Source organism: Iocasia fonsfrigidae (assembly GCF_017751145.1).
Lineage (GTDB): Bacteria > Bacillota > Halanaerobiia > Halanaerobiales > DTU029 > Iocasia > Iocasia fonsfrigidae.
Genome location: NZ_CP046640.1, coordinates 1,642,936 through 1,668,150 on the forward strand (window position 1 = coordinate 1,642,936; position 25,215 = coordinate 1,668,150).

24 protein-coding genes and 1 riboswitch are annotated in these 25,215 nt (G+C 33.5%); of the genes, 23 read left to right on the top strand and 1 reads right to left on the bottom strand.

The window, feature by feature from the left end:
* Nucleotides 1-90: 90 nt before the first annotated feature.
* The 4 genes from GM661_RS07850 (at nucleotide 91) to GM661_RS07865 (ending at nucleotide 4,254) form a co-directional block, all read left to right on the top strand.
* On the top strand, nucleotides 91-900 hold the full coding sequence (locus tag GM661_RS07850; protein ID WP_230869512.1) for a hypothetical protein: 810 nt from the start codon (nucleotides 91-93) through the stop codon (nucleotides 898-900).
* An 894-nt stretch (nucleotides 901-1,794) separates the two neighbouring features.
* Nucleotides 1,795-2,175, top strand: coding sequence for a hypothetical protein (locus tag GM661_RS07855; protein ID WP_230869513.1), 381 nt, complete (start codon nucleotides 1,795-1,797; stop codon nucleotides 2,173-2,175).
* Nucleotides 2,176-2,423: 248 nt separating this feature from the next.
* Entirely contained in the window at nucleotides 2,424-3,317 is an 894-nt protein-coding gene (locus tag GM661_RS07860; RefSeq protein ID WP_230869514.1) for a hypothetical protein, read from the top strand.
* A 349-nt stretch (nucleotides 3,318-3,666) separates the two neighbouring features.
* Nucleotides 3,667-4,254, top strand: coding sequence for a methyltransferase family protein (locus tag GM661_RS07865; RefSeq protein ID WP_230869515.1), 588 nt, complete (start codon nucleotides 3,667-3,669; stop codon nucleotides 4,252-4,254).
* A 515-nt stretch (nucleotides 4,255-4,769) separates the two neighbouring features.
* Here the strand turns inward: GM661_RS07865 and GM661_RS07870 are convergent.
* A complete protein-coding gene (locus tag GM661_RS07870) occupies nucleotides 4,770-5,150 on the bottom strand; it encodes a helix-turn-helix domain-containing protein (RefSeq protein ID WP_230869516.1) in 381 nt (126 codons plus the stop codon).
* A gap of 498 nt (nucleotides 5,151-5,648) precedes the next feature.
* Here GM661_RS07870 and GM661_RS07875 point away from each other — a divergent pair, with 498 nt between their 5' ends.
* The 19 genes from GM661_RS07875 (at nucleotide 5,649) to GM661_RS07960 (ending at nucleotide 25,211) form a co-directional block, all read left to right on the top strand.
* A complete protein-coding gene (locus GM661_RS07875; protein ID WP_230869517.1) occupies nucleotides 5,649-5,795 on the top strand; it encodes a hypothetical protein in 147 nt (48 codons plus the stop codon).
* 103 nt (nucleotides 5,796-5,898) lie between these two features.
* Complete coding sequence (locus GM661_RS07880; RefSeq protein WP_230869772.1) at nucleotides 5,899-6,906, top strand: ABC transporter substrate-binding protein; 1,008 nt, start codon at nucleotides 5,899-5,901, stop codon at nucleotides 6,904-6,906.
* Between the two features lie 67 nt (nucleotides 6,907-6,973).
* Nucleotides 6,974-7,651 (top strand): deoxyribose-phosphate aldolase, encoded by a 678-nt coding sequence (gene deoC / locus GM661_RS07885; protein ID WP_230869518.1) that lies wholly within the window; start codon nucleotides 6,974-6,976, stop codon nucleotides 7,649-7,651.
* Nucleotides 7,652-7,678: 27 nt separating this feature from the next.
* A complete protein-coding gene (locus GM661_RS07890) occupies nucleotides 7,679-9,175 on the top strand; it encodes a sugar ABC transporter ATP-binding protein (protein WP_230869519.1) in 1,497 nt (498 codons plus the stop codon).
* Between the two features lie 24 nt (nucleotides 9,176-9,199).
* The gene (locus GM661_RS07895) at nucleotides 9,200-10,165 is read left to right on the top strand and encodes an ABC transporter permease (RefSeq protein ID WP_205739175.1); all 966 of its coding nucleotides are present in this window, start codon (nucleotides 9,200-9,202) and stop codon (nucleotides 10,163-10,165) included.
* A 94-nt stretch (nucleotides 10,166-10,259) separates the two neighbouring features.
* On the top strand, nucleotides 10,260-11,786 hold the full coding sequence (gene xylB / locus GM661_RS07900; RefSeq protein ID WP_230869520.1) for a xylulokinase: 1,527 nt from the start codon (nucleotides 10,260-10,262) through the stop codon (nucleotides 11,784-11,786).
* Between the two features lie 54 nt (nucleotides 11,787-11,840).
* Nucleotides 11,841-12,803 (top strand): aldo/keto reductase, encoded by a 963-nt coding sequence (locus GM661_RS07905; RefSeq protein WP_230869521.1) that lies wholly within the window; start codon nucleotides 11,841-11,843, stop codon nucleotides 12,801-12,803.
* A gap of 66 nt (nucleotides 12,804-12,869) precedes the next feature.
* A complete protein-coding gene (gene rbsD / locus GM661_RS07910) occupies nucleotides 12,870-13,406 on the top strand; it encodes a D-ribose pyranase (RefSeq protein ID WP_230869522.1) in 537 nt (178 codons plus the stop codon).
* Nucleotides 13,390-14,061 carry a transaldolase family protein gene (locus tag GM661_RS07915; protein WP_230869523.1) on the top strand — a complete coding sequence of 224 codons (672 nt, stop codon included), beginning with the start codon at nucleotides 13,390-13,392 and terminating at the stop codon, nucleotides 14,059-14,061. The genes rbsD and GM661_RS07915 overlap by 17 nt, the downstream gene beginning before the upstream one ends.
* 327 nt (nucleotides 14,062-14,388) lie before the next feature.
* Nucleotides 14,389-15,558: an ROK family transcriptional regulator gene (locus GM661_RS07920; protein ID WP_230869524.1), complete on the top strand. Its 1,170-nt coding sequence runs from the start codon at nucleotides 14,389-14,391 to the stop codon at nucleotides 15,556-15,558.
* 397 nt (nucleotides 15,559-15,955) lie between these two features.
* The gene (locus GM661_RS18940; RefSeq protein ID WP_269059918.1) at nucleotides 15,956-16,447 is read left to right on the top strand and encodes a sugar ABC transporter substrate-binding protein; all 492 of its coding nucleotides are present in this window, start codon (nucleotides 15,956-15,958) and stop codon (nucleotides 16,445-16,447) included.
* A gap of 17 nt (nucleotides 16,448-16,464) precedes the next feature.
* Complete coding sequence (locus GM661_RS18945; protein ID WP_269059925.1) at nucleotides 16,465-16,920, top strand: sugar ABC transporter substrate-binding protein; 456 nt, start codon at nucleotides 16,465-16,467, stop codon at nucleotides 16,918-16,920.
* A gap of 72 nt (nucleotides 16,921-16,992) precedes the next feature.
* A complete protein-coding gene (locus tag GM661_RS07930; protein WP_230869525.1) occupies nucleotides 16,993-18,510 on the top strand; it encodes a sugar ABC transporter ATP-binding protein in 1,518 nt (505 codons plus the stop codon).
* Nucleotides 18,497-19,438, top strand: coding sequence for an ABC transporter permease (locus GM661_RS07935; protein WP_230869526.1), 942 nt, complete (start codon nucleotides 18,497-18,499; stop codon nucleotides 19,436-19,438). The genes GM661_RS07930 and GM661_RS07935 overlap by 14 nt, the downstream gene beginning before the upstream one ends.
* 438 nt (nucleotides 19,439-19,876) lie before the next feature.
* A complete protein-coding gene (locus tag GM661_RS07940) occupies nucleotides 19,877-20,926 on the top strand; it encodes an NAD(P)-dependent alcohol dehydrogenase (RefSeq protein ID WP_230869527.1) in 1,050 nt (349 codons plus the stop codon).
* A 60-nt stretch (nucleotides 20,927-20,986) separates the two neighbouring features.
* Nucleotides 20,987-21,955 (top strand): PfkB family carbohydrate kinase, encoded by a 969-nt coding sequence (locus GM661_RS07945; RefSeq protein WP_230869528.1) that lies wholly within the window; start codon nucleotides 20,987-20,989, stop codon nucleotides 21,953-21,955.
* Between the two features lie 289 nt (nucleotides 21,956-22,244).
* Nucleotides 22,245-22,508 (top strand): CD3324 family protein, encoded by a 264-nt coding sequence (locus GM661_RS07950; protein ID WP_230869529.1) that lies wholly within the window; start codon nucleotides 22,245-22,247, stop codon nucleotides 22,506-22,508.
* A 116-nt stretch (nucleotides 22,509-22,624) separates the two neighbouring features.
* Nucleotides 22,625-23,965: a hypothetical protein gene (locus GM661_RS07955; RefSeq protein ID WP_230869530.1), complete on the top strand. Its 1,341-nt coding sequence runs from the start codon at nucleotides 22,625-22,627 to the stop codon at nucleotides 23,963-23,965.
* A 92-nt stretch (nucleotides 23,966-24,057) separates the two neighbouring features.
* Nucleotides 24,058-24,102: riboswitch (PreQ1 riboswitch) on the top strand.
* Between the two features lie 131 nt (nucleotides 24,103-24,233).
* Complete coding sequence (locus GM661_RS07960) at nucleotides 24,234-25,211, top strand: nucleoside hydrolase (protein ID WP_230869531.1); 978 nt, start codon at nucleotides 24,234-24,236, stop codon at nucleotides 25,209-25,211.
* Nucleotides 25,212-25,215: the final 4 nt, after the last annotated feature.

Below are 25,215 nucleotides of genomic sequence, written 5' to 3' on the forward strand. Positions count from 1 at the left end.
CTCATGTATGGTTCTTATGGGGGAAGGGAGCCGCAAGGCTCCTGACCTACCAGACTCCAGCTAGACTGCTAACTAACGAAAGGAGTAAAAATGAAAGAAATAATAACACCATTTATAGAAAATCCAGTAGAATATGCCTTTGCATATGTACTTCTAGTAATGATTATTTGGTTATTTATCAACATAAATCTGAGAATTGAAAAAATTGAGGTTAAAAATATTGATCGAAATGACGTTTTTTTAACTAAATGCGGTAAATTATTATTTTTATTGAAATCTGAAAAAGATAATAAAGAAAAAATTGAGAAGATTATTAGTGAAATGGTTCCATATACTTCTGAAACATTTATGAATTCATTACTCTCGTGGGAAAGTGAAAGAGATAAGATAATAATAGAAATCCAAGATAAGATGACGACGCTAAAAAGAGAACAAGAATTGTTTATCTATAAAGATGACTTAACGACTTTAAAATTGTTTAGAAAAGGCATTTTTATTTCTGGGTTAAGTAATTATATAAAATCATTCATTTTTTTATGTTTTATATTATTATTGATTTTGATTTCTTTTGTCGCAATATTAGAAGCTTATACCAACGGGACTTTTGCAGGAATACTTTTTATAAGTCCATATTTTTGTTTTATTTTATGGGTTATTACTTTTTGGGAAGTATATGACACTCATAAAATAACAAAAAGTGTTTCTTTTGATAGAGTAGTCTGGTTTATATTATATTCTTTATTAATCTTCATTGGTATTATTATAATTGCACTTCGCATAAGATATGAAAATAATTTAGTTTACATATTTGGAATAATAACTTATTTAGTTTTGTATTACAAAGTACTTGATCTAGGTGAATTTTTTGAACTAAAGAAAGAAAAGCTGGATATCGCCTAACAAATCAGGAGTATTTCCGCAATTGCAAGAAAGTAAAAGCCCAAATAAATTTTTAAAAGATTTCATTTGAGCTTGAAAATATGATTAATTAAAAATATGCAATTGAGGAAATATCTTGTTGAACGAAGCTGCGGTGATTTACACTTAATACTATGGGGTTTTAATAATTTCACTCTTACTAAAAACTATATATTTAGTGATATAATGGTTTGCCCACAAAAAGGTCATCTCTCGCAGCAAGGCAAATTTTTTGAGTCATCTAAGGCCCGTATCCATTCAAAATAAGGTTTCCTAATCCATGGGACATCCTGACCCAGGATTAGCTCACCACGTCCTGTGCTTCGACCTTATTTTGAATTCCTACGTGCCAAGATTCCTTACAAAAAATTTGCTATTTGCTCAATATAACCTTTTTGTGTTTGAATCATATAATAATTTGATTTCAAGAAATAAAAAAAAAAAAACCTAAAAAATAGCAGGACAAGGGTGTAATCTCCCCTCCCCATAAAATTAAGTTTTTTTAAATTGATAATTTGAAGCAGGTGGTGACTTAATATTTTTTGGTAATAGTTCTTTTAGCTTGAATTTTTAGTACAGCCACAAACAGGACATTTCTTAAGATTTAGCCCAAGTTTCTCAATAAGCTGGTCTGTTGAAAGCCTGATATATTCAATAATCTTTGTTCTGGTTAGTTTTTTACATAACAGTAGCTTAGTATTACGATTTCTACTGCTTATAATACCGAAATAGCGGATTGGTCTGATTACGGAAGTGAGTATTCTTGAAGAGCCTGCTGCGGTAGTTTCGCACGCCGGGATCTATGCGTGGTGACTGGGTAACCGGTAATCCTACCGTGACGGCGACATACTAAGATAGTTAAGGAGACCTTAAATGATGAATGATATAGATTATATAAAAATAAAGTATAGCAGTTCTTTGGATTCAGTAAAAGTTGATGTGGATTTATCAAGTAGTGATGAAGGTACATATTTTATGGATTATGGTGTACAGAATATGTATGAGGAGATAAAGGGACATGCTGAGATTTCGAAAAAAGATTCCCAAAGGATAAATGATATTATAAATAATAATAAAATACCAATTATAACAAAAGGGTTATTTGGTTTGGATGGACATACTGTTGAAATATCATTAAAATATTTAGGTAATGAGGTTATATATTGTTGGTGGGTGTCACCTAATTCTGAATGGAAACCTTTAGAAGATCTAATTAAAATAGTTTCAAAATATTTACCATTTGATTTATATGACTAATATATACCAAAGAATGTTGTGCCTAAATTTATTTTAAATACATTAATTACTATTCTATAGTATTAGAAGAAATATATCTTTAAAAATAATCCCTATGTGTTAGCTACATTAGGTGAATAATCAAGTGAAGAGACGTATGTCTAAATAGGGCAAGTACGGTTCTGTGAGGAATTGGGGTTTTGTATAAACTCCGTTTGCTTGACCTGTGAAATGCCTAGCGTAAAATAATGAGAAGGAAGGGAAATTTGATGAAAATTGATCCAGCATTAACACTGAAAAAAGATTTTGATCAGGGAAAAAACATAAGTATAAAAAAAGTGAAAAAGATATTAAATGAATCTGAGCTGATAAATAAACTTTTGGCTGAACCAAAACAAAAACCAAGGACTTTTGTTGGTCTTAGAGCATATGAGTGGCGTTTATTAGAGCTTTCAGAAATTCCCTATACATATACATTAAACAAAGTAAAAAGATGGCTGAATATGCTTATAGAAAAATCTTATATCAAAGAAGGTTTCTCTCTAACTGGAGATAAAGATGGTCTGCTTTCCTGTCATAACTCAATGATTACCAGTATACTTATGAAGATGAATTATGATGATAAAGATTTGATAGATGCAGGAATAAGCTGGATAATAAAATATCAAAGCACTAGTAGAGGAGAAGAATGTAGATGGACAGGAAAGAATCTATTTACAAAATACGGTGGTTGTATGAAGAAAACACCCTGTTTTTATGGTGTAGTAAAATCTATGATTACACTTACTGAGTATAAAAAGAGATTCGATGTTTCTAAAGAAGTTCAAAATAAATTAAATCAAGGATTGGAATATATACTTGATCATAAAGTGTATAAAAAGCTTTCTACAGGAGAGCCAATAGAATCATCAATTATAAAGAACTTTTATCCATATACATATAGATCAAATATTATAGAAATTCTATCATTACTTAAAGCAAACGACTTACTTGATGATGAAAGGTGTAATGATGCTATGGATGTTTTACGGCAGAAACGAAGAGATGATGGATTTTGGCAGGCTGATACATCTTATATGAAAACAGCTTGGGTGGATTTTGATAAACCCCAAAAACCTGGTCAGTGGGTTAGTTATGTTATTAAAGATATTTTAAATGAATAATATTAATAAGATTTCTTTAATTTGGGGGCCGTAAATGACGGCACTTCACCTAACAAATCAGGAGTATTTCCGCAATTACAAGAAAGCAAAAGCCCAAATAAATTTTTAAAAGATTCATTTGACTTGAAAATGTGATTAATTAAAAATATTCAATTGAGGAAATAACCTATTGCATGAAGTGCGGCAGTTACGTTTAAAGCTATGTGGTTTTAATAATTTTACTATTACTATACTATATATTTAGTGATATAATAATTTGATTTCAATATAGAGTCAGAAGGACTGGATAGCGCATTGTAAAAGATGCAATCCTATTAGGTTGGGAAAAATTACCAGGGAGGAAAGAATTGTGTTAAAAAAAATAAAATTATTACTTTTTGCATTATTGGGTGTTATATCTTATACAATAATATTTTTTATTCTAAGAATTGGTCTAAAATATATTCCTAGTTTTTTCTTATGGAGTGATTATAAATTAATTTGCAATATTTATAGCATGCCTATGTATTTTATAGATGTTATATATTACATTTTTGGAATGATAGTTACTACTCATGGAATTATTAATCTTTTTCTAATTTCTAAGGAAAATCATAAAGCTCAAAATATGAAAACAAGAAAGCCAGAAAAATTAATAAAAACAGGTTTTTATTCAAGAGCAAGGCATCCTATGTATGGAACTTTCATGATTATTAATTTGGGTTTGTTTCTTTCGATTCGTTCTTTGTGGAGTATATTAATAATAATTTTATTTTTTACAATTAAATATATTAGTACTGATTATGAAGAAAAAAATGAATTAATAAAAATATTTGGAAACAATTACAAAGAGTATAGAGAGGAAGTAAGTAATAAGTTTTTCCTGCCTATTTACAAAGTATACATAATTATTAGTGTTATTTTAACAATAGTTGGTATTAGTATTTTTATTTGGTAACTTTGTCTAACATGTCTTTCAAAGATATGGGAGAAAAAACCACCATGATATTGTGAAGAACCAACGCGACTATAGTTAGTCACTGGTGTGGCTTATATTTTTTATTGTTTGGATTTAAGAACATAAACTAGAAAAAAATGTTATTTTGGCAGGGGTATTGCATAGGACTAGAATATATAGACAGGAAAAAAGAGCTAAAGTTCAATATGTTTGTATATAGAAATATTACTGAAATATGTTCGGTAATATAATCATAAAGATTATATTTGTGAAATAAAGTAATATTTCGTTATGCAACTTCGCATCAATATATTGCTGGTTCTGTTTGTCTCTGCACCCAAATCCACGAGCTTAAGATAGGAGAGATATCTAAGGTTCGTAGACTTCGGCAAAGCTTATTATTTCTCAGGAAAAAAGATTGGAAAAATTAATTATCTGCAGTTTATTCGTCCCATTATATCAAACCTAAAAAAAGAAACGAAAATAGAAAAAAGCCATGATGAAGAAAAATTTCATCATGGCTTTTCTTTTACTATTTTAATTATCCGAATGAGCTTTTCTATTTCCCCGGGGCTAAGGCTTTTTGTTTCCTGGAGTAATTGCAGTAAATCTTTCCGGTCTGCTAAACAGGATAGTAAATTTTCCAGTTCAGAATTATTCTCTGTTAGATTTCTGAGTTTGTTTATTAAATCGCTTTGCTTTTTACCAAAAAGTAGATATTCTAAAGAAACTTCAAATATCTCGGCCAGTTTCTTTATTTTATTTATATCAGGTATGTTAACATCATTTTCATATAGTGAAATTGTAGATTTTACTACCTTGAGTTTTTTCCCTAAATCTTCTTGTTTAAGTCCGTTTTTTTTTCTGAGTTTACATATTCGTTTTCCTAGTGTCATATATTTTTTACTCCTTTAAAATGAAATCTTATTTAATTAACTAAAAGTTTATAAAAAATAAACTAATTCCTAAAACCACTTGACAAACTCCTAATTAATGTTGTATAATCTAATAAAAGTTCATGTAAACAAAACTAAAATGCATAATAACAATATAGTAGTTAATGTTTTTTATATTTAATTAATAGCCATAGTATAAGAAACTATAGTTAACTTTTAATTTTTTGCTAAAGACTCAGCTAAATATTTAATTACATCTAAACATATACATAATTTTAATCACAGTATTTATTTAACACTATACCTATGCAAGTATCTTTATTTATCTCTTAGTAACTCATTTTAATTAGAAAGGGGGTATTAGATATAAAAACAGAGAACAGTCCTCAGCTGTTCTGCTAAATGATTTTCATTTAATAATTATACCATATGGACATGTTTTTGTAAATTTGTGGTAGAGGTGTTTGTGGTGGAGTATGGTTCCCGGGAGGGGTTGCTGTGCAGAGAGAGAAGAAGCGGCAGGGAGTTTTACCAGAATATCAACCGGGAGATAAAATCTACAAGTTATTCAATCACGAGATAGTAATAATAAGGGGAAGAGATGAGGAATTTATTATTAGAATTGCCAGATTGGAAAAAGAATAGCTAAGTTTGACCTGGGGCCCTGGGCCGGGAAATTTATTTCCTGGTCCATTTTTTTTATGTTTAAAATGTGAAAAGATATCTTAAAAGGAGGAGTAATTTGAAAATGATTAAGAGAGAAAGATTTTTTGTCTTATTTGCGTTGCTTATGGTTCTGACTTTTAGTTTTTCAACTGTTCTATTTGCTGAGGAGTATAATATTGCTGTTATTGTCAAGGCTACTGATTCTGGTTTTTGGCAGGATCTATTTACTGGTGCAGAAGCAGCCGATGAAAAAATGGATAAGGTAAAAATTACTAAACATGGGCCGACCTCAGAAGCTGATATTGCAGAGCAGGTTGCTATTTTAGAAAATGTTATTTCAAGAAGGCCTGATGCAATTGTAATTGCTTCCACCAGTTCTGATGCTACAGTACCTTCTTTAGAGCGGGCCTATGATCTGGGTATCAAAATTATTACAATTGATAATAAAGTAAATACTGATAAAATTAATTCCCATCTTGCAACTGATAATATTAAAGGAGGAAAACTGGCAGCAAAAATGTTTGTAAAATTAGTCAAAGAACATGGTAATTCGATTGCTGCTGGTAAGGTAGGTATAATTAGTTCTATGGCTGGTGTACAGGTTCTGGCTGATCGTGATAAAGGATTTATCACAGGATTGAAAGAATATGCCCCTGCTTTAGAATTACTGGAAACACGTTATGTTAATAACCGTATTGCTGAGGCTTTATCAACAACAGAAGATATTCTTACAAGTAATGCTGAAGCATTAGTTGGTTTCTTTGCTGATAATAATCATACTGGTATAGGGACTGCCAGGGCAATTGAGGAAAGAAAATTAACAGATAAATTACCTGTGGTAGCTTTTGATGCAGATGATGATGAAAAAAGGGCCCTTCAAAATGGTTCTATTGATTGTTTAATAGTTCAGGATCCATTTGGTATGGGCTATAAAGGGGTTCAATTTGCAGTAGATGCGATTGAAGGAAAAGAGCTTCCTAAATATGTGGATACAGGTGTGGTAGCTGTGACAAAAGATAATTTTGATGACAATGAGATTTATTACTTGTTAAATCCAAAAAAACGTGCTGAAGCTGTTTTAGCTGAGTAAAATAACAAAGTTGCCCCCGCCATATAAAGTGGGGGTGATACTATAACTGAAAAAAGGAGAGAAAATAATGAAATTTACAAAGAAAGAAGTTGCCAAAACAATTGATCATACTTGTTTAAATCCTGCTGGGAGAATTGCAGATATTCAAAAATTATGTGAAGAGGCTGCTATATATGGTTTTGCTTCTGTAGCAATTGGACCTGATTTTGTAAAATATGCTAGCAAAAAGCTGGAAGGAACAGATGTCAAAGTTGATGTCGCTGTTGGCTTTCCACTTGGGTATAATACAACTGCTACCAAGGTGTTTGAAACAAAGGAAGCAATAGACAATGGAGCAACAGAGGTTGATATGGTAGCTAATTTAGTTGCTGTTAAGGATAAAAGATGGGATAAAGTAAAAGATGATATTAATCAGCTTGCTGATGTCTGTGGAGATATTACATTGAAAGTTATTTTTGAAACCTGTTATTTAAAAAAGGATGAAATAATTAAGCTGGCAGAAATATGTTTAGAGATTGAAGGAGTGGACTATATAAAAACCTCTACTGGTTTTGGCCCTGAGGGAGCTACTATGGAAAATGTGAAATTAATGAAGGAAATAGTAGGCAATAAAAAGATGGTTAAAGCTGCAGGAGGAATAAAGACACTTGATGATTATAAAAGTATGATAAATGCTGGTGCCTCAAGGATAGGGAGTAGTTCTGGTCTGGAAATATTGGCTGAGATTGATAATAATATAGTTTGAATTGTTGTACGGAAGGAGGAAGTTTAATTGGCACAGGAAGTATATGCACTGGAAATGCAGAAGATAGTAAAATCTTTTCCTGGAGTAAAAGCCCTGAATGGGGTAGATTTCAGGGTAAAAAAAGGAGAAATACATGGATTAATTGGAGAAAATGGAGCAGGGAAATCAACTCTCCTTAAGATTTTAATGGGGGTTTATCAAAAAGATGCTGTTAGTGGTGATATATTAGTAAATGGTAAGAAAGTTAAGATTAATAATCCTATCATGGCAGAGGAATATGGGATGTCAGCAGTTTATCAGCATTTAATGCTTGCCCCTCAGTTATCTGTAGCGGAGAATATTTTCCTGGGACAGCAGCCTGGCAAATATGGTGTTCTTGATTGGAACAAAATGCACCAAGAAACAGAAAAGATATTAAATTCTTTAAAATTAAATAATATTAACCCTCAAGATAGGCTAGGTGATCTGACCAATGTTCAGCAGGAAATGGTGGCCATAGCAAAGGCCCTTTCTCATCAAGCAAATATAATGATTTTTGATGAACCTACAGCCTTATTAGCAGAAAAAGAGACAGCAGAATTACACAGAACAATGGAGGATTTAAAGAAAAAAGGGGTTTCCATTATATATGTTAACCACCGTCTTGATGAAGTTTTTGAGGTTTGTGACCGGGTAACTGTTCTTCGTGATGGACAATATGTGGGCACCAGGGAGATAGATCAGGTTACTGAGGATGACCTAATAGCCATGATGGTTGGTCGTGAACTTGGTGATTTATACTATAAGGAAGATATTGAACGAGGTGAAAAAATCCTCGAAGTTAAAAACTTGAATAGTGGTCAGCAGGTAAAAAATGTTTCTTTTGAACTCTATAGAGGAGAGGTTTTGGGTTTCTTCGGTTTGATAGGTGCCGGGCGAACAGAGCTTGTTAGAACTATTTTTGGAGCAAATAAAGTTGATTCTGGAGAGATTATGGTTAATGGGGAAAAAATAAATATTAAACAACCTATTGATTCAATAGATTCTGGAATTGGTTTAATACCTGAAGATAGGCAGAGACAGGGCCTGGCACTTCCGTTAAGTGTAAAGGATAACTGTAGTCTTATTAGTTCTAAGTATTCAAGTAAAGCTGGTATTTTAGATATCAATTTTGAAAGAGAACAAAGCAAGAGGAATATTAGGGAGTTAAATATTAAAACCCCCTCCATAAGGCAGAAAGTTAAATGCTTGAGTGGAGGTAATCAACAAAAAGTTGTCATTGCCAAATGGTTGAATATAGATGCCTCTATCTTATTTTTTGATGAATCAACAGTTGGTATTGATATAGGGGCTAAAAAAGAAATATATAAATTGATGGCTGAATTGTTAAAAAGAGGTAAAGCAATTGTATTTATTTCCTCTTATTTACCGGAGTTACTTGGTGTTTGTGATAGAATAGCTGTTATTTCTGAAGGTGAGATAACAGGGATTTTAGATAGGCAAGAAGCAAGTGAAGAAAAACTACTTCAGTTAGCTACATTATAAGAATGATAAAGGAAGGTGTCTTAAGTGGGAAATGAGATAGTTCAAGAAAATAAAATAATCAATTATTTAAAAATAAATGTTTCTAAAGCGACATTGTTTTTAGTTTTATTTGTAATGTGGGGGGTTTTGTCTATTTTAAGTCCTTACTTCCTCACTTATAATAATATTTTTAACCTGGTAAGACAGACCTCTGTAATCGCTGTTGTTGCTACGGGGATGTCATTTGTTATTATTTCAGGTGGTATTGATCTTTCGGTTGGTTCTATTGTTGGGGTAAGTAGTATAATTATAAGTTTATTGATGGTAAACGGTGTACCTGTCTTTGGGGCTATGATTATAACGCTTTTAATAGCGATAGTATTAGGGGCAATAACAGGTATATTTATTTATGAAGGTAAGGTGCCACCATTTATAGCCAGTCTTGGTATGATGAGTATGGCCAGAGGTCTTGCTCTGCTTTTGAGTGGGGGTCAGATTATTACTGGACTACCTGGAAGTTTTATTAGTTTCGCGCAAGTGACTGTGCTGGGACTGCCGATGCTTTTTGTTGTTTTAATCATTGTTGTTGGGATTTCATTTTTTGTATTATCAAGAACCCGTTTTGGCCGGAATGTATATACCATCGGAAGTAGTGATGAGGTGGCTCGCCTTTCCGGTGTTAATATGCGCATCAATTATTATGCAATCTATATGTTAAATGCATTTTTATCTGCAGTTGCTGGTATAATGCTTACTTCCCGCCTTTCATCTGGTATTCCTACTTCAGGTAATATGTATGAATTAGATGCCATAGCTTCTGTAGTAATTGGAGGAGCCAGTCTTAATGGTGCAGAAGGCTCTGTATTTGGGACAGTAATTGGCGCGTTAATTATGACAACCCTCCGCAATGGTGGAAACTTACTGGGGGTTGATCCATTCTGGTTGAGAATAGCTACTGGTCTTTTAATTGTTCTGGCAGTGTTATTTGATCAGGTACGTAAAAAACAATAGTCAGGAATCTAAATACAGGAACGCAAAAATCATATTACTGTAGAGAAGAATTTGAAGAAAGCAGTAATGAAAATTAAAGAGGGGGGTTTGGCAAATGGGAGAATATATTTTAGCTCATGATCTTGGTACAAGCGGAAATAAGGCAACTTTATATAACAGTGCAGGAAAGCTTGTTAGTAATCATTTGTCTGAGTATGAAACTTTTTATCCAGATGTAAACTGGGCTGAACAGAATCCTGATGACTGGTGGAAAGCAGTATGTAAGTCAACAAAAAAATTGATTTTCGAAAGTGGAATAAAAAAAGAAGAAATTGCGGTGATAAGTTTTAGCGCTCAGATGATGGGTTGCCTGCCTTTAGATAAAAATGGGGCTCCTTTATGCCGTTCTATTATTTGGGCAGACCAGAGAAGTGTCAAGCAGGCAGAAAAGTTAAGAGATAATATCGGCGCAGAAAAGGTATATAAGATAACAGGCCATAGAGTTAGTCCAGCTTATTCTGTAGAAAAAATAATGTGGATGATGGATAATCAGCCAGAGATTTACGAAAAAACATATAAATTTATTCATGCTAAAGATTATATAGTCAATAAGCTGACTGGTGAATTTGTAACTGATTATTCTGATGCCTCGGGAATGAATCTCTATGATATTAATAAAAAACGCTGGTCAGCTGAAATTATTTCTGCTATCGGTCTGGATAAAGATAAATTACCGGAAGTAAGATCTTCATTTGATGTGATAGGAAAAGTTAGCAAGGATATTGCCGAAGAAGTTGGCCTTAAAGCCGGCACACCAGTGGTGCTGGGCTCAGGAGATGGAGCAGCAGCTGGAGTAGGAGCTGCAGTTGTCAGAGAGGGAAATGCATATAATTACCTTGGCTCTTCATCCTGGATAGCGCTTGCCACTGAAAAACCAATTCTGGATCCAGAACAGCAGACTTTCAACTGGATCCACATGGATCCCAAGATGTATATGCCCTGTGGAACGATGCAGACAGCTGGTGCCTCATATAACTGGTTAAAAAACACTTTATGTCAGCTAGAACAGCAGGCGGCTCAAGATTTAAATTTGAGTGTTTATGAATTAATGAATTTATCTGTAGAAGGTGCGAAAGCTGGGGCAAATAATCTTTTATATCTACCCTATCTAATGGGAGAAAGAAGTCCTCACTGGAATTCAAAGGCAAAGGGGGCTTTGGTGGGTCTTACTTTAAGACATACTAGAAAAGATATAATTAGAGCTGTCTTAGAAGGTGTTACTTTTAACTTGAAAATAATCAGTGAAATATTTGAAAATGAAATAGATTTTTCAAAAATCAGGGTTATTGGTGGAGGTGCCAAAGGTAGAACCTGGCGCAAAATAATGGCCGATATCTATAATAAAGAAGTGTTAATGCCTAAAATTTTAGAAGAAGCTACTTCTCTGGGTGCAGCAATAGCAGGGGGAGTTGGGGTTGGTATTTTTTCGGGAGTAGAAGTTGCTGAAGAATTAAATCCTATTATTGAAAAGGAATCACCAGAGCAAAAAAAGGTTAAAAAATATCAAAAGCTTTACCCGGTATTTAAAGATGCTTATTCTTCTCTGACAGGTGTCTATAATAGTCTATCAGAGATTGATTAAACTTTAAACTTATTAATATAGATTCTATATGTAGATAAATTGGAGGGTTTTAAAGTGCTTTATAGAAAATTGGGTAGTTCAGGTTTAGAAGTATCAGTTCTAGGATTTGGCTGCTGGCCGGTAGGAAACGACTGGACAGAGGCTAATGATAAAAGTTCAGTTGAAACAATTAGAGAGGCAATGGAACTAGGTATTAATTTCTTTGATGTTGCTCCGGTTTATGGATTTGGTCATGCCGAAAAGGTATTAGGTGAGGCGATCAAAGGTAAGAGAGATCAGATATATATTGCCAGCAAATGTGGACTGCGCTGGGATGATTCTAAAACTATAACTCGTAATCTTTCTCGCGAGAGTATTTTAGAAGAGGTTGATTTAACTTTGCAAAGACTAGATATAGAGTATCTGGATCTTTATCAGCTACACTGGCCTGATCCTAATACTCCTTTAGAAGAAACTATTTCAACATTGAATGAACTTAAAGAAAAGGGGAAAATCCGCAATATAGGACTCAGTAATTATAATGTATTTTTGATTAAAGAAGCCAAAAAATATGGAGAAATTGTGAGTGACCAGGTCTTATATAATATGATAGATAGAAATTCAGATCACTATCATGATTTAGCATTAAATTATAGAACTGAAGCGGAAATACTTCCATATGCAGAAAATAATAATCTTGGTGTAATCCCATACAGTCCACTCTGTCAGGGGCTTTTAACTGCTAGTTTTGAAATCGAAAAACTTGATAATGGTGATGTGAGAACAGCCAATTCAGAACTTAGAGGAAAAAAACTGCAGAAAAATTTAAAAAAAGCAGCCGAAGTTCGCCAAATAGCAAAAGACTTAGGAAAACCTATGGTACAGCTGGTTTTAAACTGGATGGCTGCTAAAAAGGGTATTTCGACTATTATTGCCGGGCCAACAAATGTAGAAGAAGTAAGAGAGAATGTAAGGGCTTTTGACTGGGAGCTTAAATCTGAGGTAATAGAAAAAATAGATGAAATTTTACAAGCTTAAAATATTAAAAGCTGTTTGTTATCAAAAAATTGGGATAATAATTTATTTGAAAGGGGTAGAATATTTATGAAACGCAAAGGAATTTTAAACCGTGAAGTCAGTAGAGTTATTGCCAGTATGGGCCATGGACAATTTTTATTAGTTTGTGATGCTGGCTTTCCAATTCCCCAAGAAGCAGATTGTGTTGATTTAGCAATAAAAAAAGGTCTGCCAGATCTGCCTACAGTTCTTAGCACTATTAATAAAGAGTTTATCAGTGAGAAAGTGATGTGTGCACCCGAAACAAAGAGTAATAATCAACCTTTATATGATGAATTAAAAAAGATATTTAAAGAAGTAGATTTTGAAGACATATCCCATGAGAAAATTTTAAAGGAGATAGCTTATGAGGCTCGAGCAATTATACGAACTGGAGATTATAACCCATGGGGAAATATAGTTTTGCAGGCAGGAACTGACCCTTATGCCTGGTTTGAAAAAGAAGGCTTAAAAATGCCTGATTTCTATAAGCAGAGAATTAAAAATATAGAAGAGGCTGATAAGAGAGATATGTTTTATAAGAGTGAAAATAATATGGAGGTGTATTATGGAACTTTATGTTGACAGTGCTAATGTAAAAACAATCAAAGAATTAAAAAAGTGGCTGCCAATTGATGGTGTAACAGTTAATCCATCAATTATTTCGGCAGAAAGAAAGCCATTGTTTAAATTGTTAGATGAGCTATTAGTATTAAGTGATAAATACCTGCATGTACAGGTTATATCTGCTCTAAAAGAAGATATTATTAAGGAAGCAGAAAGATTACATAGTATCTCTGATAAAATAATTGTTAAGATACCTGTTAGCGAACAGGGCCTTGCTGCTATAAAAGAAATTGATACAGCTAGAATTAAAGTTACTGCGACAGCTATTTTTTCTCTTACTCAGGCCTTGTCTGCGGCCAAAGCCGGTGCTAGTTATTTAGCTCCTTATGTAAGTCGTCTTGATAGTATCGAACAGTCTGGGGTTAAGTTAGTAAAAGAGATGAAATATATTATTGATAAACATCAATATTCGGCCAAAATAATTGCAGCAAGTATTAAAACTTCAAATCAAGTTAAAGAATTACTTAAAACCGGTGTAAGGGCAATGACCTTAAGTCCTGAGATAATGCTTCAGTCTCACAGACACCATTTAACAGATAGAGCAGTGGCTATCTTTAGAGAAGACTGGGACAGTGTATATAAAAAATTTGAACTTGATTCAGAAGTGAAATAAAATTTATTAAATTATAACCAATCCTGTTAGAAATTCTAACAGGATTGTATATTGCACTTTTCCGTTTCAGCAATTATATTAATTCCGCTTGTCATTCACTACGGTATCCGTACCTTCGTTCTCTGTCACAACTTTTTGTTCCGGCATCCTGCCTCCACAAAAAGTTAGAGTCGCTCCATTAATATAATTGGCTTACACAAAGCATTAATGTGAATAAATTATATTTTTATTTGTGAAAAATATAACTAATATACTTGTATCTGATATATTAAAATGTTATACTAAGACTATCGTAAATACTTTAATAAAGTGATGAAGGTGGTAAATATGAGTGGGAAAAGAGTAAGCAATATGGCAATAAAAAGGATTAATCGGAATCGTATTTTTAGATATGTTAATAATAATGATCGTGTTTCCAAACCTGATATATCAGTAGAGTTAGGAATTAGTATGCCAACAGTTCTTCAAAATATTAATGAATTAATAGAAAAAGGTCTAGTTCAAGAAGTTGGAGAATTTAAGTCTACAGGTGGGAGAAAGGCAGTGGCTATTGCCTCGATAAAAGATGCTTATTATGCCTTAGGAATTGATATTACCCAAAATCATATTGGTCTTGTTTTGACTAATTTATCTGGTGAAGTATTAAGACATAGGCGCATTTATTATCCATATACTCATAGTAAAGAGTATTATAAGGAAATGGCTAATATTGCTCTTGAATTTCTTAAAAAAGAAGGGATTTCAGATAATGAGTTTCTGGGAGCTGGAATTTCAATTCCCGGTATTATCGATGATAAGAAAGAAAGGATTGCTTATTCCCATGCTCTTAGTGTTTCAGATATTGATTATGATAATTTTTCTGAGTTTATTCCATATAAATGTGTTTTTATTAATGATGCCAATGCGGCCAGTATTGCCGAAATGTATCATATTGAGAATAGGTTTAATGCAGTATATCTTTCACTTAGTAATAGTGTTGGTGGTGCAATTATTGAGGAAAGACGGCCGTACCTGGGGGATAACATCATTAATAATATGAATGATTTATTATATTTGGGAGATAACTGGCGGGGTGGTGAGTTTGGTCATATGACATTGATACCAGATGGAAAACAATGTTATTGCGGTAAAAAGGGCTGTTTTGATGCTTATTGCTCAGCTAAAGCCCTTGTTAAATATACTGATGGTAAATTAGAAGAATTCTTTAAAAAACTTGAAAAGGGGGATGAAAAATTATATCAAATCTGGGATGAATACCTTTCTTTACTGGCAATTGAGGTAAATAATTTGAGAATGGTTTTTGATTGTACGATAATTATTGGTGGTTATGTCGGAAGTTTTATTGAACCATATATTTCGAAATTAAGAGAGAAGGTAGCTAAATTAAATACATTTGAGTCAGATGGCTCTTATCTTAAACCCTGTCTTTATCCTGTTGAAGCATCTGCTTTAGGTGCTGCGCTGCAACAAGTAGAGTCATATATTTGCAAAGTTTAAAAATATAATACATCTAAAAGCTATTTTGTCTCTTTAATATGTTTATATAGGTTTTTAAATTATTGAAGGGGTATTTTTATACAATTTTTGACTTTGGAACTGAAATTTCTACATATTAAAATAGTAAAATTGTTGACACAGTTTAAAATAAGTGTTAATATATAAGTACTTATTTAAGGAGTTTAATAAAGATAATATTAATGTATTTAATAATTAAAAAATACTAAAGAATTATCCTTATTAAAATGAAGTTATAAGTCCTGGTAAAAATGGAAGAGTATTCAGGTAATTGAGAGGAGGTGTTGGTTTAGCTACATAGTTGGTAGGTATGTATTTTGGTTTGTAATTTGACATGTGATCATGATTACAATGAATTAAAAAAATGGAGGGACATTTAATGAAAAAATTTAGTTCATTTTTTATGTTGTTTTTGTTGGTTTTTGCTATTTTATTTACTTGTGTTTTACTTGATACTGCTAAAATCGTTGCTGCACCAAAATTTCGCGTAGGAATGACTGTTCAGGATTTAAGTAACCAGATTTGGGCAGCAACGGCTGCTGAACTTAAAAAAATAATTAAGGCTGAAGGTGGAGAATTTACTGTTGTTGATAGTTCTAACAATGCCGGTAAACAGGTAAATCAGATCGAAAATTTTATAGCCAGTGGTGTTGATGCCTTGATTATTCACCCGGTCGAAAAGAATTCAGTAGAGAAACCTTTAGCCAGGGCAAGAGAAAATGGAGTTAAAGTATATTGCTGGGATGAAAATATAGAAAATGCCGATTTATGCTGGCTAATTGATAATTATAAGATTGGTAAGATGGTTGGTAAATATGCAGCAGACTGGATTAACGAAAAACTTGGCGGAAAAGCCAAGTTGGGATTTTAAATTATCCGCAAATTGAAATTTTACTTGCAAGAGGAAATGGTATTGTTGATGGCTTAAAAGAAAATGCACCCGGAGCAGAAATTGTGGCAGAATCAAGTGCTATTAACCCTGTTGAAGGCATTAATAAAACTGAAACATTTTTGCAGGCTCATCCAGATATGAAAGTTATTTGTGCCATCGGTGGTGGTGGGGCAGTTGGAGCAAATGAAGGAGTGAAAGCTGCCGGTAAATTAAGTAAAGATTTTGGTATTTTTGCTGTTGATGGAACTGATCAGGAATTAGAAGCAATGGTTAATGATGAAGCTATCCGAATGTCAGTTTTAAATACCGGTAAACCACCAAAAATGGCAGAAGTAATTTATGGGTATTTAGAAAAAATGATGGCTGGAGAAGAAGTTCCACATATTGTTTATAGGGAAATGATTCCAGTTACTAAGGAAAATGTCGATAAATATATTCAGAGCAATAATTAAAAATATTTTTAAACAGACAGCTCTATTAATCTAATAGGGCTGTCTGTAAAAATAAATAAGGGGAGTTATATCATGAAAGATAATACTATACTCCAATTAAAAAATATTACTAAAAAATATCCGGGTGTTGTAGCACTTGATAATGTTTCACTGGATATCAAAGAAGGTGAGGTTCATGCTTTAGTTGGAGAAAATGGTGCAGGAAAATCAACTTTAATTAAAACCTGTACTGGTGCAATAACACCAAATAAAGGGAAAATAATTATAGATGGCAAAGAATTTACTAAAATGTCTCCTAAAAGTTCTGAAGAAAATGGAATTTCTGTAATCTACCAGGAATTTAATCTTGTTGGAGAATTAAGTGTTGCTGAAAATATCTTCTTAGGGAATGCCATTAGAACTGGTATAGTAATTGATGAAGAAGCGATGGTTAAAAAATCTAAAGAAATTTTTGATCAGCTTAATATTGATATTAATCCTAAATCCCTGGTAAAAGAGTTAACAGTAGGTTATCAACAGATAGTTGAGATTGCTAAGGCCTTATCTAAGAAGGCTAGAATTTTAATTATGGATGAACCATCTGCCCCTCTGACTAAATCAGAGTTGAAACACTTATTTGTTATGATAGATAAACTTAAAGAAAGAGGAGTAACAATAATATATATTTCTCATAGATTAGATGAGGTTTTTCGATTGGCTGATAGAGTTACTGTTCTCCGAGATGGAGTGGTAATAGATAGTCTTTTGACTTCAGAAACAAATGTTGATCATTTGATAAGTTTAATGGTTGGCAGAGAGCTTAAAGAAACCTTTCCCAGGAGAGAGACAGAGATTAGTGATGAAGTGCTATTGGAAGTTAATCATCTAACAGGGAATGGTGTTAAAGACTGTTCTTTCAAGCTTTGTCGAGGAGAGGTTCTTGGCTTTGGCGGTTTAATTGGGGCTGGCCGTACAGAATTGGCAGAATTAATTTTTGGAGTTAAAAAAATAACAGCGGGAGATATGATTTACAAAGGGAAAAAAATCTCTCCTAAATCACCCCAAGAAGCTATTAGTTATGGGATAGCATTAGTACCAGAAGATAGAAAACAGCAGGGGGCACTTTTAGATTTAGACATTAAAGGTAATATTGTAATGTCTATTCTTAAAAAAATCTCATCTTATTTTGTAGTTAATAAGAATAAAGAGATTAGTATTTCTAAGGATTATAAAAATAAGTTGAATATTAAAACACCAGATCTAGGACAAAAGGTTAAGAATTTAAGTGGTGGTAATCAGCAAAAAGTTATTCTGGCGAAATGGCTGGCTTCTAAACCGGAGCTTATTATTTTGGATGAACCTACCAGAGGAATAGATGTTGGGGCAAAATTTGAAATTTACAAATTAATCAATGATTTGGTTTCTCAAGGAAAGACAATTATTTTAATTTCCTCAGAAATGGAAGAATTGATTGGAATGTCAGATAGGATAATAGTTTTAGCTGAGGGAGAAATTACAGGTTCTTTAGAAAAAAGTGAATTTAGCCAGGAAAAAATATTAAATTATGCATCCAAAATTGAAAGAGAGAGTGATTTTAATGAACCTCAATAAAATGAGGAAGTATGGAATATTTGTAGCACTACTAGTATTAATATTATTTTTTACTTTAACTACAAATGCATTTTTAACTTTTGGTAATCTAATTAATGTAACAAGACAAATATCTATGCTAGGAATTACTTCAGTGGGGATGGCTTTTGTTTTATTACTAGGTGGTATTGACCTTTCTGTTGGTTCTCAAATTAGTCTGGTTAATATTATTGCAGCCTGGTTTATGGCTAAGGCAGGTTTAAATCCTGTATTTGCAATTTTAATTGCACTGACAGTTAGTACTTCTGTAGGTTTTTTAAATGGTTGGATAATTGCTAATATCAAAATGCCACCTTTAATTGTTACTCTGGCTAGTTTGACTATTCTTGAGGGTTTAGCCTATATTATTTCTGGTGGCATACCAATTTTTGGTTTCCCAAAATCTTTTTCTGTTATTGGCCAGGGCTATATTAGTTTTATACCCGTTCCAGTTATTATTATGATTATAATTATGCTAATTGGTGCTTTTATTTTAAATAAAACCTATTTTGGAAGGTATTTTTATGCAGTTGGTGGTAATGAGGAGGCTGCTGAACTTTCTGGAATAAATGTTAAGAGAGTTAAGTATCTGGTCTATAGTTTGTCAGGTTTATTTGCTGGAATTGCTGGAATTTTGATGTTATCAAGGACTAATTCTGGTCAGGCAATTGCAGGTAAAGGTTTTGAACTGGATGTTTTAACAGCTGTTGTTTTGGGAGGAGTCAGTATTAATGGTGGTTATGGTAAAATGTTTCATGTAATTGCTGGTGTTTTAATAATGGGGGTTTTAAGTAATGGCCTGGTATTAATGAATGTCAGCCAGTATTATCAATTAGTTATTAAAGGACTTGTGTTATTATTTGCTGTAGGCTTTGATAGTTACCAAAAATATGTTGTAAAATCATCATAAAATAAATTTATTAATTATAACTTATATAATTATGTACTTAAGCATCTTGCATAATTGATTGTTCCCAGACAAAAACTCCGCAACGAATTTAGTATTAGGCAATTATGGGCTGTTTTAAACTCCCTACGGTCAAACAGCAAAACAGCCTTTTCCATAATTACCTTTACTAAATTCTGCAACATTAAACTGTTCTTGTATGGTCTATTTAAATAGGGAGTGCCCTAGGTGCTCCGTTTTAATCGTCTGGATAACAATTCAATTATGTAAAAGTTCTATTATGAAAGAGCCTTACTTAAATAGAGGTAAATTAAATGAATATTAAAAATAAAAGATTGCTGAAAAATAGTAAAACTAATTTTAAGTAGATTAATGAGCAAAATCAAGAATTTAATTGTAGTAAAAATTGATTAATGAAAGATTAAAGGAGAGTAGAATAAAATGAGTGATAAAATGAAAGTAGCAGTTATGACTGGAATTGGAGGAATGGAATTAACAGAAAGGGATATTCCTAAACCCCAAAGAGACGAAGTTCTGGTTAAATTAGAATATGTAGGAATTTGTGGTTCTGACCTGCATTATTATGAACAGGGAGCAATTGGTGATTATGTAGTTGAACCCCCTTTTGTTCTGGGGCATGAACCAGGTGGGATAGTAGTAGAAGTTGGAGAAGATGTAAGCGATTTAAAACCAGGTGATAAGGTAGCTTTAGAGCCTGGAAAAACCTGTGGTCATTGTGAGTTTTGCAAAACTGGCAGATATAATCTGTGTCCAGAGGTAATCTTTTTTGCCACACCACCGGTTGATGGAGTATTTCAGGAGTATGTGGTATATCAGGCAGATTTTTGTTTTAAATTACCTGAAAATGTAAGCACGTTAGAAGGTGCGCTTATTGAGCCGCTGGCCGTAGGTTTTCATGCTGCACTACAGGGGGAAGCACAGATTGGTCAGACTGCTGTTGTTATGGGGGCAGGGTGTATAGGGCTTGTTTCGCTGATGGCTCTAAAGGCAATGGGGCTTTCCAAAGTATATGTTGTTGACATTATGCAGAAACGTTTGGAAAAGGCCTTAGAATTGGGTGCAACAGGTGTAATAAACGCCAAAGAAGATGAGGTAGTAGAAAAGCTACAGGAATTAACTGCTGGTGTAGGGTGTGATCTTGCAATTGAAACAGCAGGAACTGAAATAACTACTAGGCAAGCAATCCAGATAACTAAAAAAGGGGCTAATATTGTACTGGTTGGCTATAGTAAGAGTGGAGAAATGACACTACCAATGAGCTTAGTGTTAGATAAGGAGTTGACTTTTAAGACTGTATTTCGTTATCGTCACATTTATCCCATGGCTATTGAAGCTGTGGCAGAGGGTAAGATAGATTTAAAGGGAATTGTAACAGATGTTTTTAAGCTGGATGATGTGCAGAAAGCAATGGATTATAGTGTTCAAAATAAGGCAGATATTGTTAAAGCTGTTATTAAAATTGCCGAATAACAATACAGATAATAAACTAGTGATTATTATAAGTGCTTTTATTTTAAAGGGGATGGGACGATGGCAGTAGATATTATGACGATGGGTGAAATGTTAATTGATTTTGTGCCTTTGAAAAAGGGTTTATCTTCAAAAGAAAATGAGGGCTTTTTAAGAATGCCTGGGGGAGCACCGGCTAATGTTGCAGTAGGTATTGCCAGATTAGGTTTGAGTAGTGCATTTGTGGGGAAAGTAGGTAGAGACCCTTTTGGGGGATTATTAATCGAAACGTTAGAGGATAATGGAGTTGAAACTAAGGCTATTATCCAGACTGATGAAGCTAAAACAACTTTAGCCTTTGTAACACTCGATGAGACAGGTGACCGTGATTTTACTTTTTACAGGGATCCAGGTGCAGATATGTTATATCAATGGGAAGAGGTTGACCTTGAATTATTTAAAACAGCTAAGATTTTTCACCATGGGTCAATTAGTTTAATTAATCAACCAGTAAGAGATACAACTTTAAAAATGGCTCAAATGGCTCAAGATATGGGAATAATGGTTTCTTATGATCCGAATTTAAGAAGGCCTTTATGGGAAAATGAGCAGACAGCAAAGCAGTGGATCATAGCAGGCCTTAAAACAGCCGATCTAGTAAAATTATCTGAAGAAGAGTTAGAATTTATAACAGATGAAAAAGAAATCAATTTAGGAGCCAAAAAAATTATGGCGCATGGACCTAAATTAATTTTTGTGACCTTAGGAGCTAAGGGGAGTTATTTTTATGATGGTAAAAACAGTAAAATTGTTCCGGGGTTTAAAGTAAAGGTTCAGGATACAACCGGTGCTGGTGATGGTTTTGTAGCCGGTGTTCTTTTTCAGTTGATCAAAAATAATGTTAGTGATTTAAATCTATTAAGTGAATCTATGTTAGAAAATATGGCACTTTTTGCAAATGCAGTTGGTGCTCTAACAACCAAAGAGAAAGGAGCCATATCTTCTCTACCGAAGTTGGATTCTGTAAATCAATTATTAAAAAGTAAATAAAAATTAGATATACATAATATATAATGAAATAAAAACAGAATCGGCTGTTAAACAATTCATATTCGTTTACTTGCGCTAAGTTTTATACTGTATTATAATGAAACAGAAAACGTGTAATAGTATTTTTTAATATAGGCGGTGAAAATAATGTGTATAAATAAAAAGAAACGAAATGATGTTCTGCTCCATGCAAGGTCAGTAGTTTTGAGTACCGCTTGCATGGAGTAAACAGGTGCTTATCTATGCTGGCTTTGCAACTTGAAGATTAAAATTCAAGGAGTGAGTCTGCATGAAATATCTTAATGCAACCATGGTTCTTCCTGATAGCTTGGTCGAGGAATTGCAAGAATATATTCAAGGTGCTTATCTATATATCCCTTCAAAAAAAGACCAGCATAAAAAATGGGGAGAACTTTCAGGGTTACGAATAGAATTAGATGAACGAAATGAAAGAATCCGGCAAGACTTCTCTAAGGGGTTATCTATTGAAGATTTGGCTGAAATTTATTCTCTTTCTGTTCATACTATAAGAAAGATTATATATAGCAAATAATGTATGGGGGCCGTAATATATGGCCCTCATATTTATGTATAAAATGTTTCTGTAAAGTTTAGTATATTGAGATGTCTGTGCTATTTTGATAGTATTTGTTCAAGGAGGTGGATACGATGCTTAAAAATAATTGCCCTGTGCAATTCGGGTATTCAGATGTAGATATTACTCCCGATTGGCCAGTTGAGTTGGTGGGCTTTGACCGCATTGATAATACTTCTAAGGGGGTATGGCATAAATTAAAGGCTCAAGTTCTTATTGGCAAATCAGCAAAAGAAAAATGCTGTTTGATAACGATTGATAGTCTTGGGTTTACTGTTGCTTTAACCAATAAACTCCGCGACCTTATTGCCAATGAAATAGGTCAATCACGAGAAAAAGTCATGGTTTGTTTTTCTCATACTCATTCTGCACCTAATGCTGGTATTGATGAAAGATACTATACCTTTGTTTGTAAGCAAGTTCTTTCAGCTGTAAAAAAGGCCCAGTCTACAACCTCTACGCTTAAAGTTGGCTGGGGAGTAGCAGAAGGTGACATTGGGCTTAATCGTCGAGGTCAGCAATCTATTGTAGATAAACGATTAGGTGTTTTGAAATTTTCTGATAATGCAGACATTCCTAAACTGTTATTGCTACGAGTTTCCGCCCATGCAAATGTTTTATGTAGTGACAATTACAAAATATCAGCGGATTATTTTGCTACAACAAGAGATTTGCTTGAAGCAAGATATGGTTGCAAGGTGATGATGATACAGGGGGCTGCTGGTGATATTCGTCCAAAATATCAACAAGAAAATGCAGAATATCTGGAAGTCCACGGGTTCGAGGCGTCCATGAAATCCTATTCAGTAGAAGAAAAGCAAAAATATTTTCAACAAAGTATAGCTGCATTGGAGCAGATGGCACAGTCTATATATTATTCTGTTGATAGCATTTGGAAGCAAGTACACCCAGTTTCAGTATATCGACTGGCTATGTTTTCTGAAAGCCATGTTTTTAAGGCAGATGTTCCAACAAAGGAAAAAGCAATTGCTATTGCTAACGAAGCTCAAAAAGAAGCTGGTATAGACGGTACGAGTTGGTTATTTGAGGTGGATAGGCTCAACAGGCAAAATGTTCATATACAAAAGGCAGATATTGAAATTCAGTATTTTGTCTTAAATGATGGCTCTTTATGTGGTATTGCAAATGAGGTAATGTGCGAAATTGCTTTAGATATTGAAAAACAGGCCAAAACTCCACTCTTGTTTTTTAGTGGGTATGTAAATGGAACAAGTAGCTATTTACCTACAGCACAAGAATATGATAAGGGTGGTTATGAAGTCCTTTGGTCAAATTTAATTTACTATCAATATCATGGACGTGTAATGCCGTTAAATAGAGAAACCGCTAAAAGTATTTCTGAAATAGTGGCAAATACATGGTCAAGATTTTTGGGAAATGGCATATTGATATAAATAATTTAATCTTAATTTATGTGGAAGTTCTTGATTCCTAAGTTGCTTTTTGCTATAATGAGCTCGTACATTTATAAAATCAAGGTATCAACCTTGGACTGGTTCGAGACCCTCCCAGTATAAAAAACTAAGGATTGAAAATACAGAATGATTAAAACACAATGTTACTTGTGTTTATTTAGCGCTGTTATCCTTAGGGAGACAGCGTTTTTTGTATTTAGTTCTGTATTATTTTTCTTAGTGACTAAGAAGAAAAGGAGATTGGAGAATGAATGCTAAAAGAAAGGTGATTATTGATTGTGACCCGGGAATTGATGATGCTCTGGCCCTTATGTTGGCAGTTGCTTCACCAGAGTTGGAAGTATTAGGGATTACGATTGTATCTGGAAATGTTTCTGTTAAAGAGGGGGCAGAAAATGCACTGAAGGTATTAAGACTGATGAATCGCTTAGACATCCCTGTTTATTTAGGAGAGAATACCCCTCTTAAAAGGGCATATATCAGTGCTCAGGACACCCATGGAATGGATGGTTTAGGTGAAACAAATTATGCTGCTGTAAATGAGGTAAGACCGAAAGCCGGTGCAGTAAAGTTTATTTGTGAGACCCTCTACCAGGATGAAAAGGTATCTATTATTGCCTTAGGACCTTTGACAAATATCGCCAAAGGACTCCAGCAAGATAGGGAGGCTTTTAAAAGACTGGATGAGTTTATAAGTATGGGCGGTAATTATAGGAGTCATGGCAATTGTTCACCAGTTGCAGAATATAATTATTGGTGTGACCCCCATGGGGCCAGAGAGGTCTATGAAAAACTAGACAAAAGGATTCATATGGTTGGTCTGGACGTAACAAGAAAGATTGTGCTGACTCCAAATATATTAGAATATATGCAAAGGCTTGATCCCCATAAAGGTGAGTTTGTAAAAAATATAACTGGCTTTTATTATGACTTTCATTGGAAACATGAAGGGTTAATTGGCTGTGTAATAAATGATCCTTTAGCAGTGGCATATTTTATTAATCGTGAATTGTGTAGTGGTTTTGAGGCCTTTACAACTATTGAAACAGAGGGAATAAGTATGGGGCAGACAATAGTTGATACCATGGGTTTCTGGAAAAAGAAGGAGAATAGTTATGTTTTGACAGAAGTAGATCATCATGAATTTATGAAGACTTTTTTAGCTAAAGTTTTTGGAGCGGATAAAGCGGAAGTTGGATCTGTTTTAGAAGAAATTATGAAGTAAGAAC

Bases quoted from the DNA above. Each gene is read 5' to 3' on its own strand.
- GM661_RS07930 (WP_230869525.1), top strand. From the start codon at position 16,993: ATGAAAGATAATACTATACTCCAATTAAAAAATATTACTAAAAAATAT.
- deoC (WP_230869518.1), top strand. From the start codon at position 6,974: ATGAAATTTACAAAGAAAGAAGTTGCCAAAACAATTGATCATACTTGT.
- rbsD (WP_230869522.1), top strand. From the start codon at position 12,870: ATGAAACGCAAAGGAATTTTAAACCGTGAAGTCAGTAGAGTTATTGCC.
- GM661_RS07940 (WP_230869527.1), top strand. From the start codon at position 19,877: ATGAGTGATAAAATGAAAGTAGCAGTTATGACTGGAATTGGAGGAATG.
- GM661_RS18940 (WP_269059918.1), top strand. From the start codon at position 15,956: ATGAAAAAATTTAGTTCATTTTTTATGTTGTTTTTGTTGGTTTTTGCT.
- xylB (WP_230869520.1), top strand. From the start codon at position 10,260: ATGGGAGAATATATTTTAGCTCATGATCTTGGTACAAGCGGAAATAAG.
- GM661_RS07935 (WP_230869526.1), top strand. From the start codon at position 18,497: ATGAACCTCAATAAAATGAGGAAGTATGGAATATTTGTAGCACTACTA.
- GM661_RS07880 (WP_230869772.1), top strand. From the start codon at position 5,899: ATGATTAAGAGAGAAAGATTTTTTGTCTTATTTGCGTTGCTTATGGTT.
- GM661_RS07855 (WP_230869513.1), top strand. From the start codon at position 1,795: ATGAATGATATAGATTATATAAAAATAAAGTATAGCAGTTCTTTGGAT.
- GM661_RS07960 (WP_230869531.1), top strand. From the start codon at position 24,234: ATGAATGCTAAAAGAAAGGTGATTATTGATTGTGACCCGGGAATTGAT.
- GM661_RS07920 (WP_230869524.1), top strand. From the start codon at position 14,389: ATGAGTGGGAAAAGAGTAAGCAATATGGCAATAAAAAGGATTAATCGG.
- GM661_RS07950 (WP_230869529.1), top strand. From the start codon at position 22,245: ATGAAATATCTTAATGCAACCATGGTTCTTCCTGATAGCTTGGTCGAG.
- GM661_RS07860 (WP_230869514.1), top strand. From the start codon at position 2,424: ATGAAAATTGATCCAGCATTAACACTGAAAAAAGATTTTGATCAGGGA.
- GM661_RS07850 (WP_230869512.1), top strand. From the start codon at position 91: ATGAAAGAAATAATAACACCATTTATAGAAAATCCAGTAGAATATGCC.
- GM661_RS07955 (WP_230869530.1), top strand. From the start codon at position 22,625: ATGCTTAAAAATAATTGCCCTGTGCAATTCGGGTATTCAGATGTAGAT.
- GM661_RS07915 (WP_230869523.1), top strand. From the start codon at position 13,390: ATGGAACTTTATGTTGACAGTGCTAATGTAAAAACAATCAAAGAATTA.
- GM661_RS07945 (WP_230869528.1), top strand. From the start codon at position 20,987: ATGGCAGTAGATATTATGACGATGGGTGAAATGTTAATTGATTTTGTG.
- GM661_RS07870 (WP_230869516.1), bottom strand. From the start codon at position 5,150: ATGACACTAGGAAAACGAATATGTAAACTCAGAAAAAAAAACGGACTT.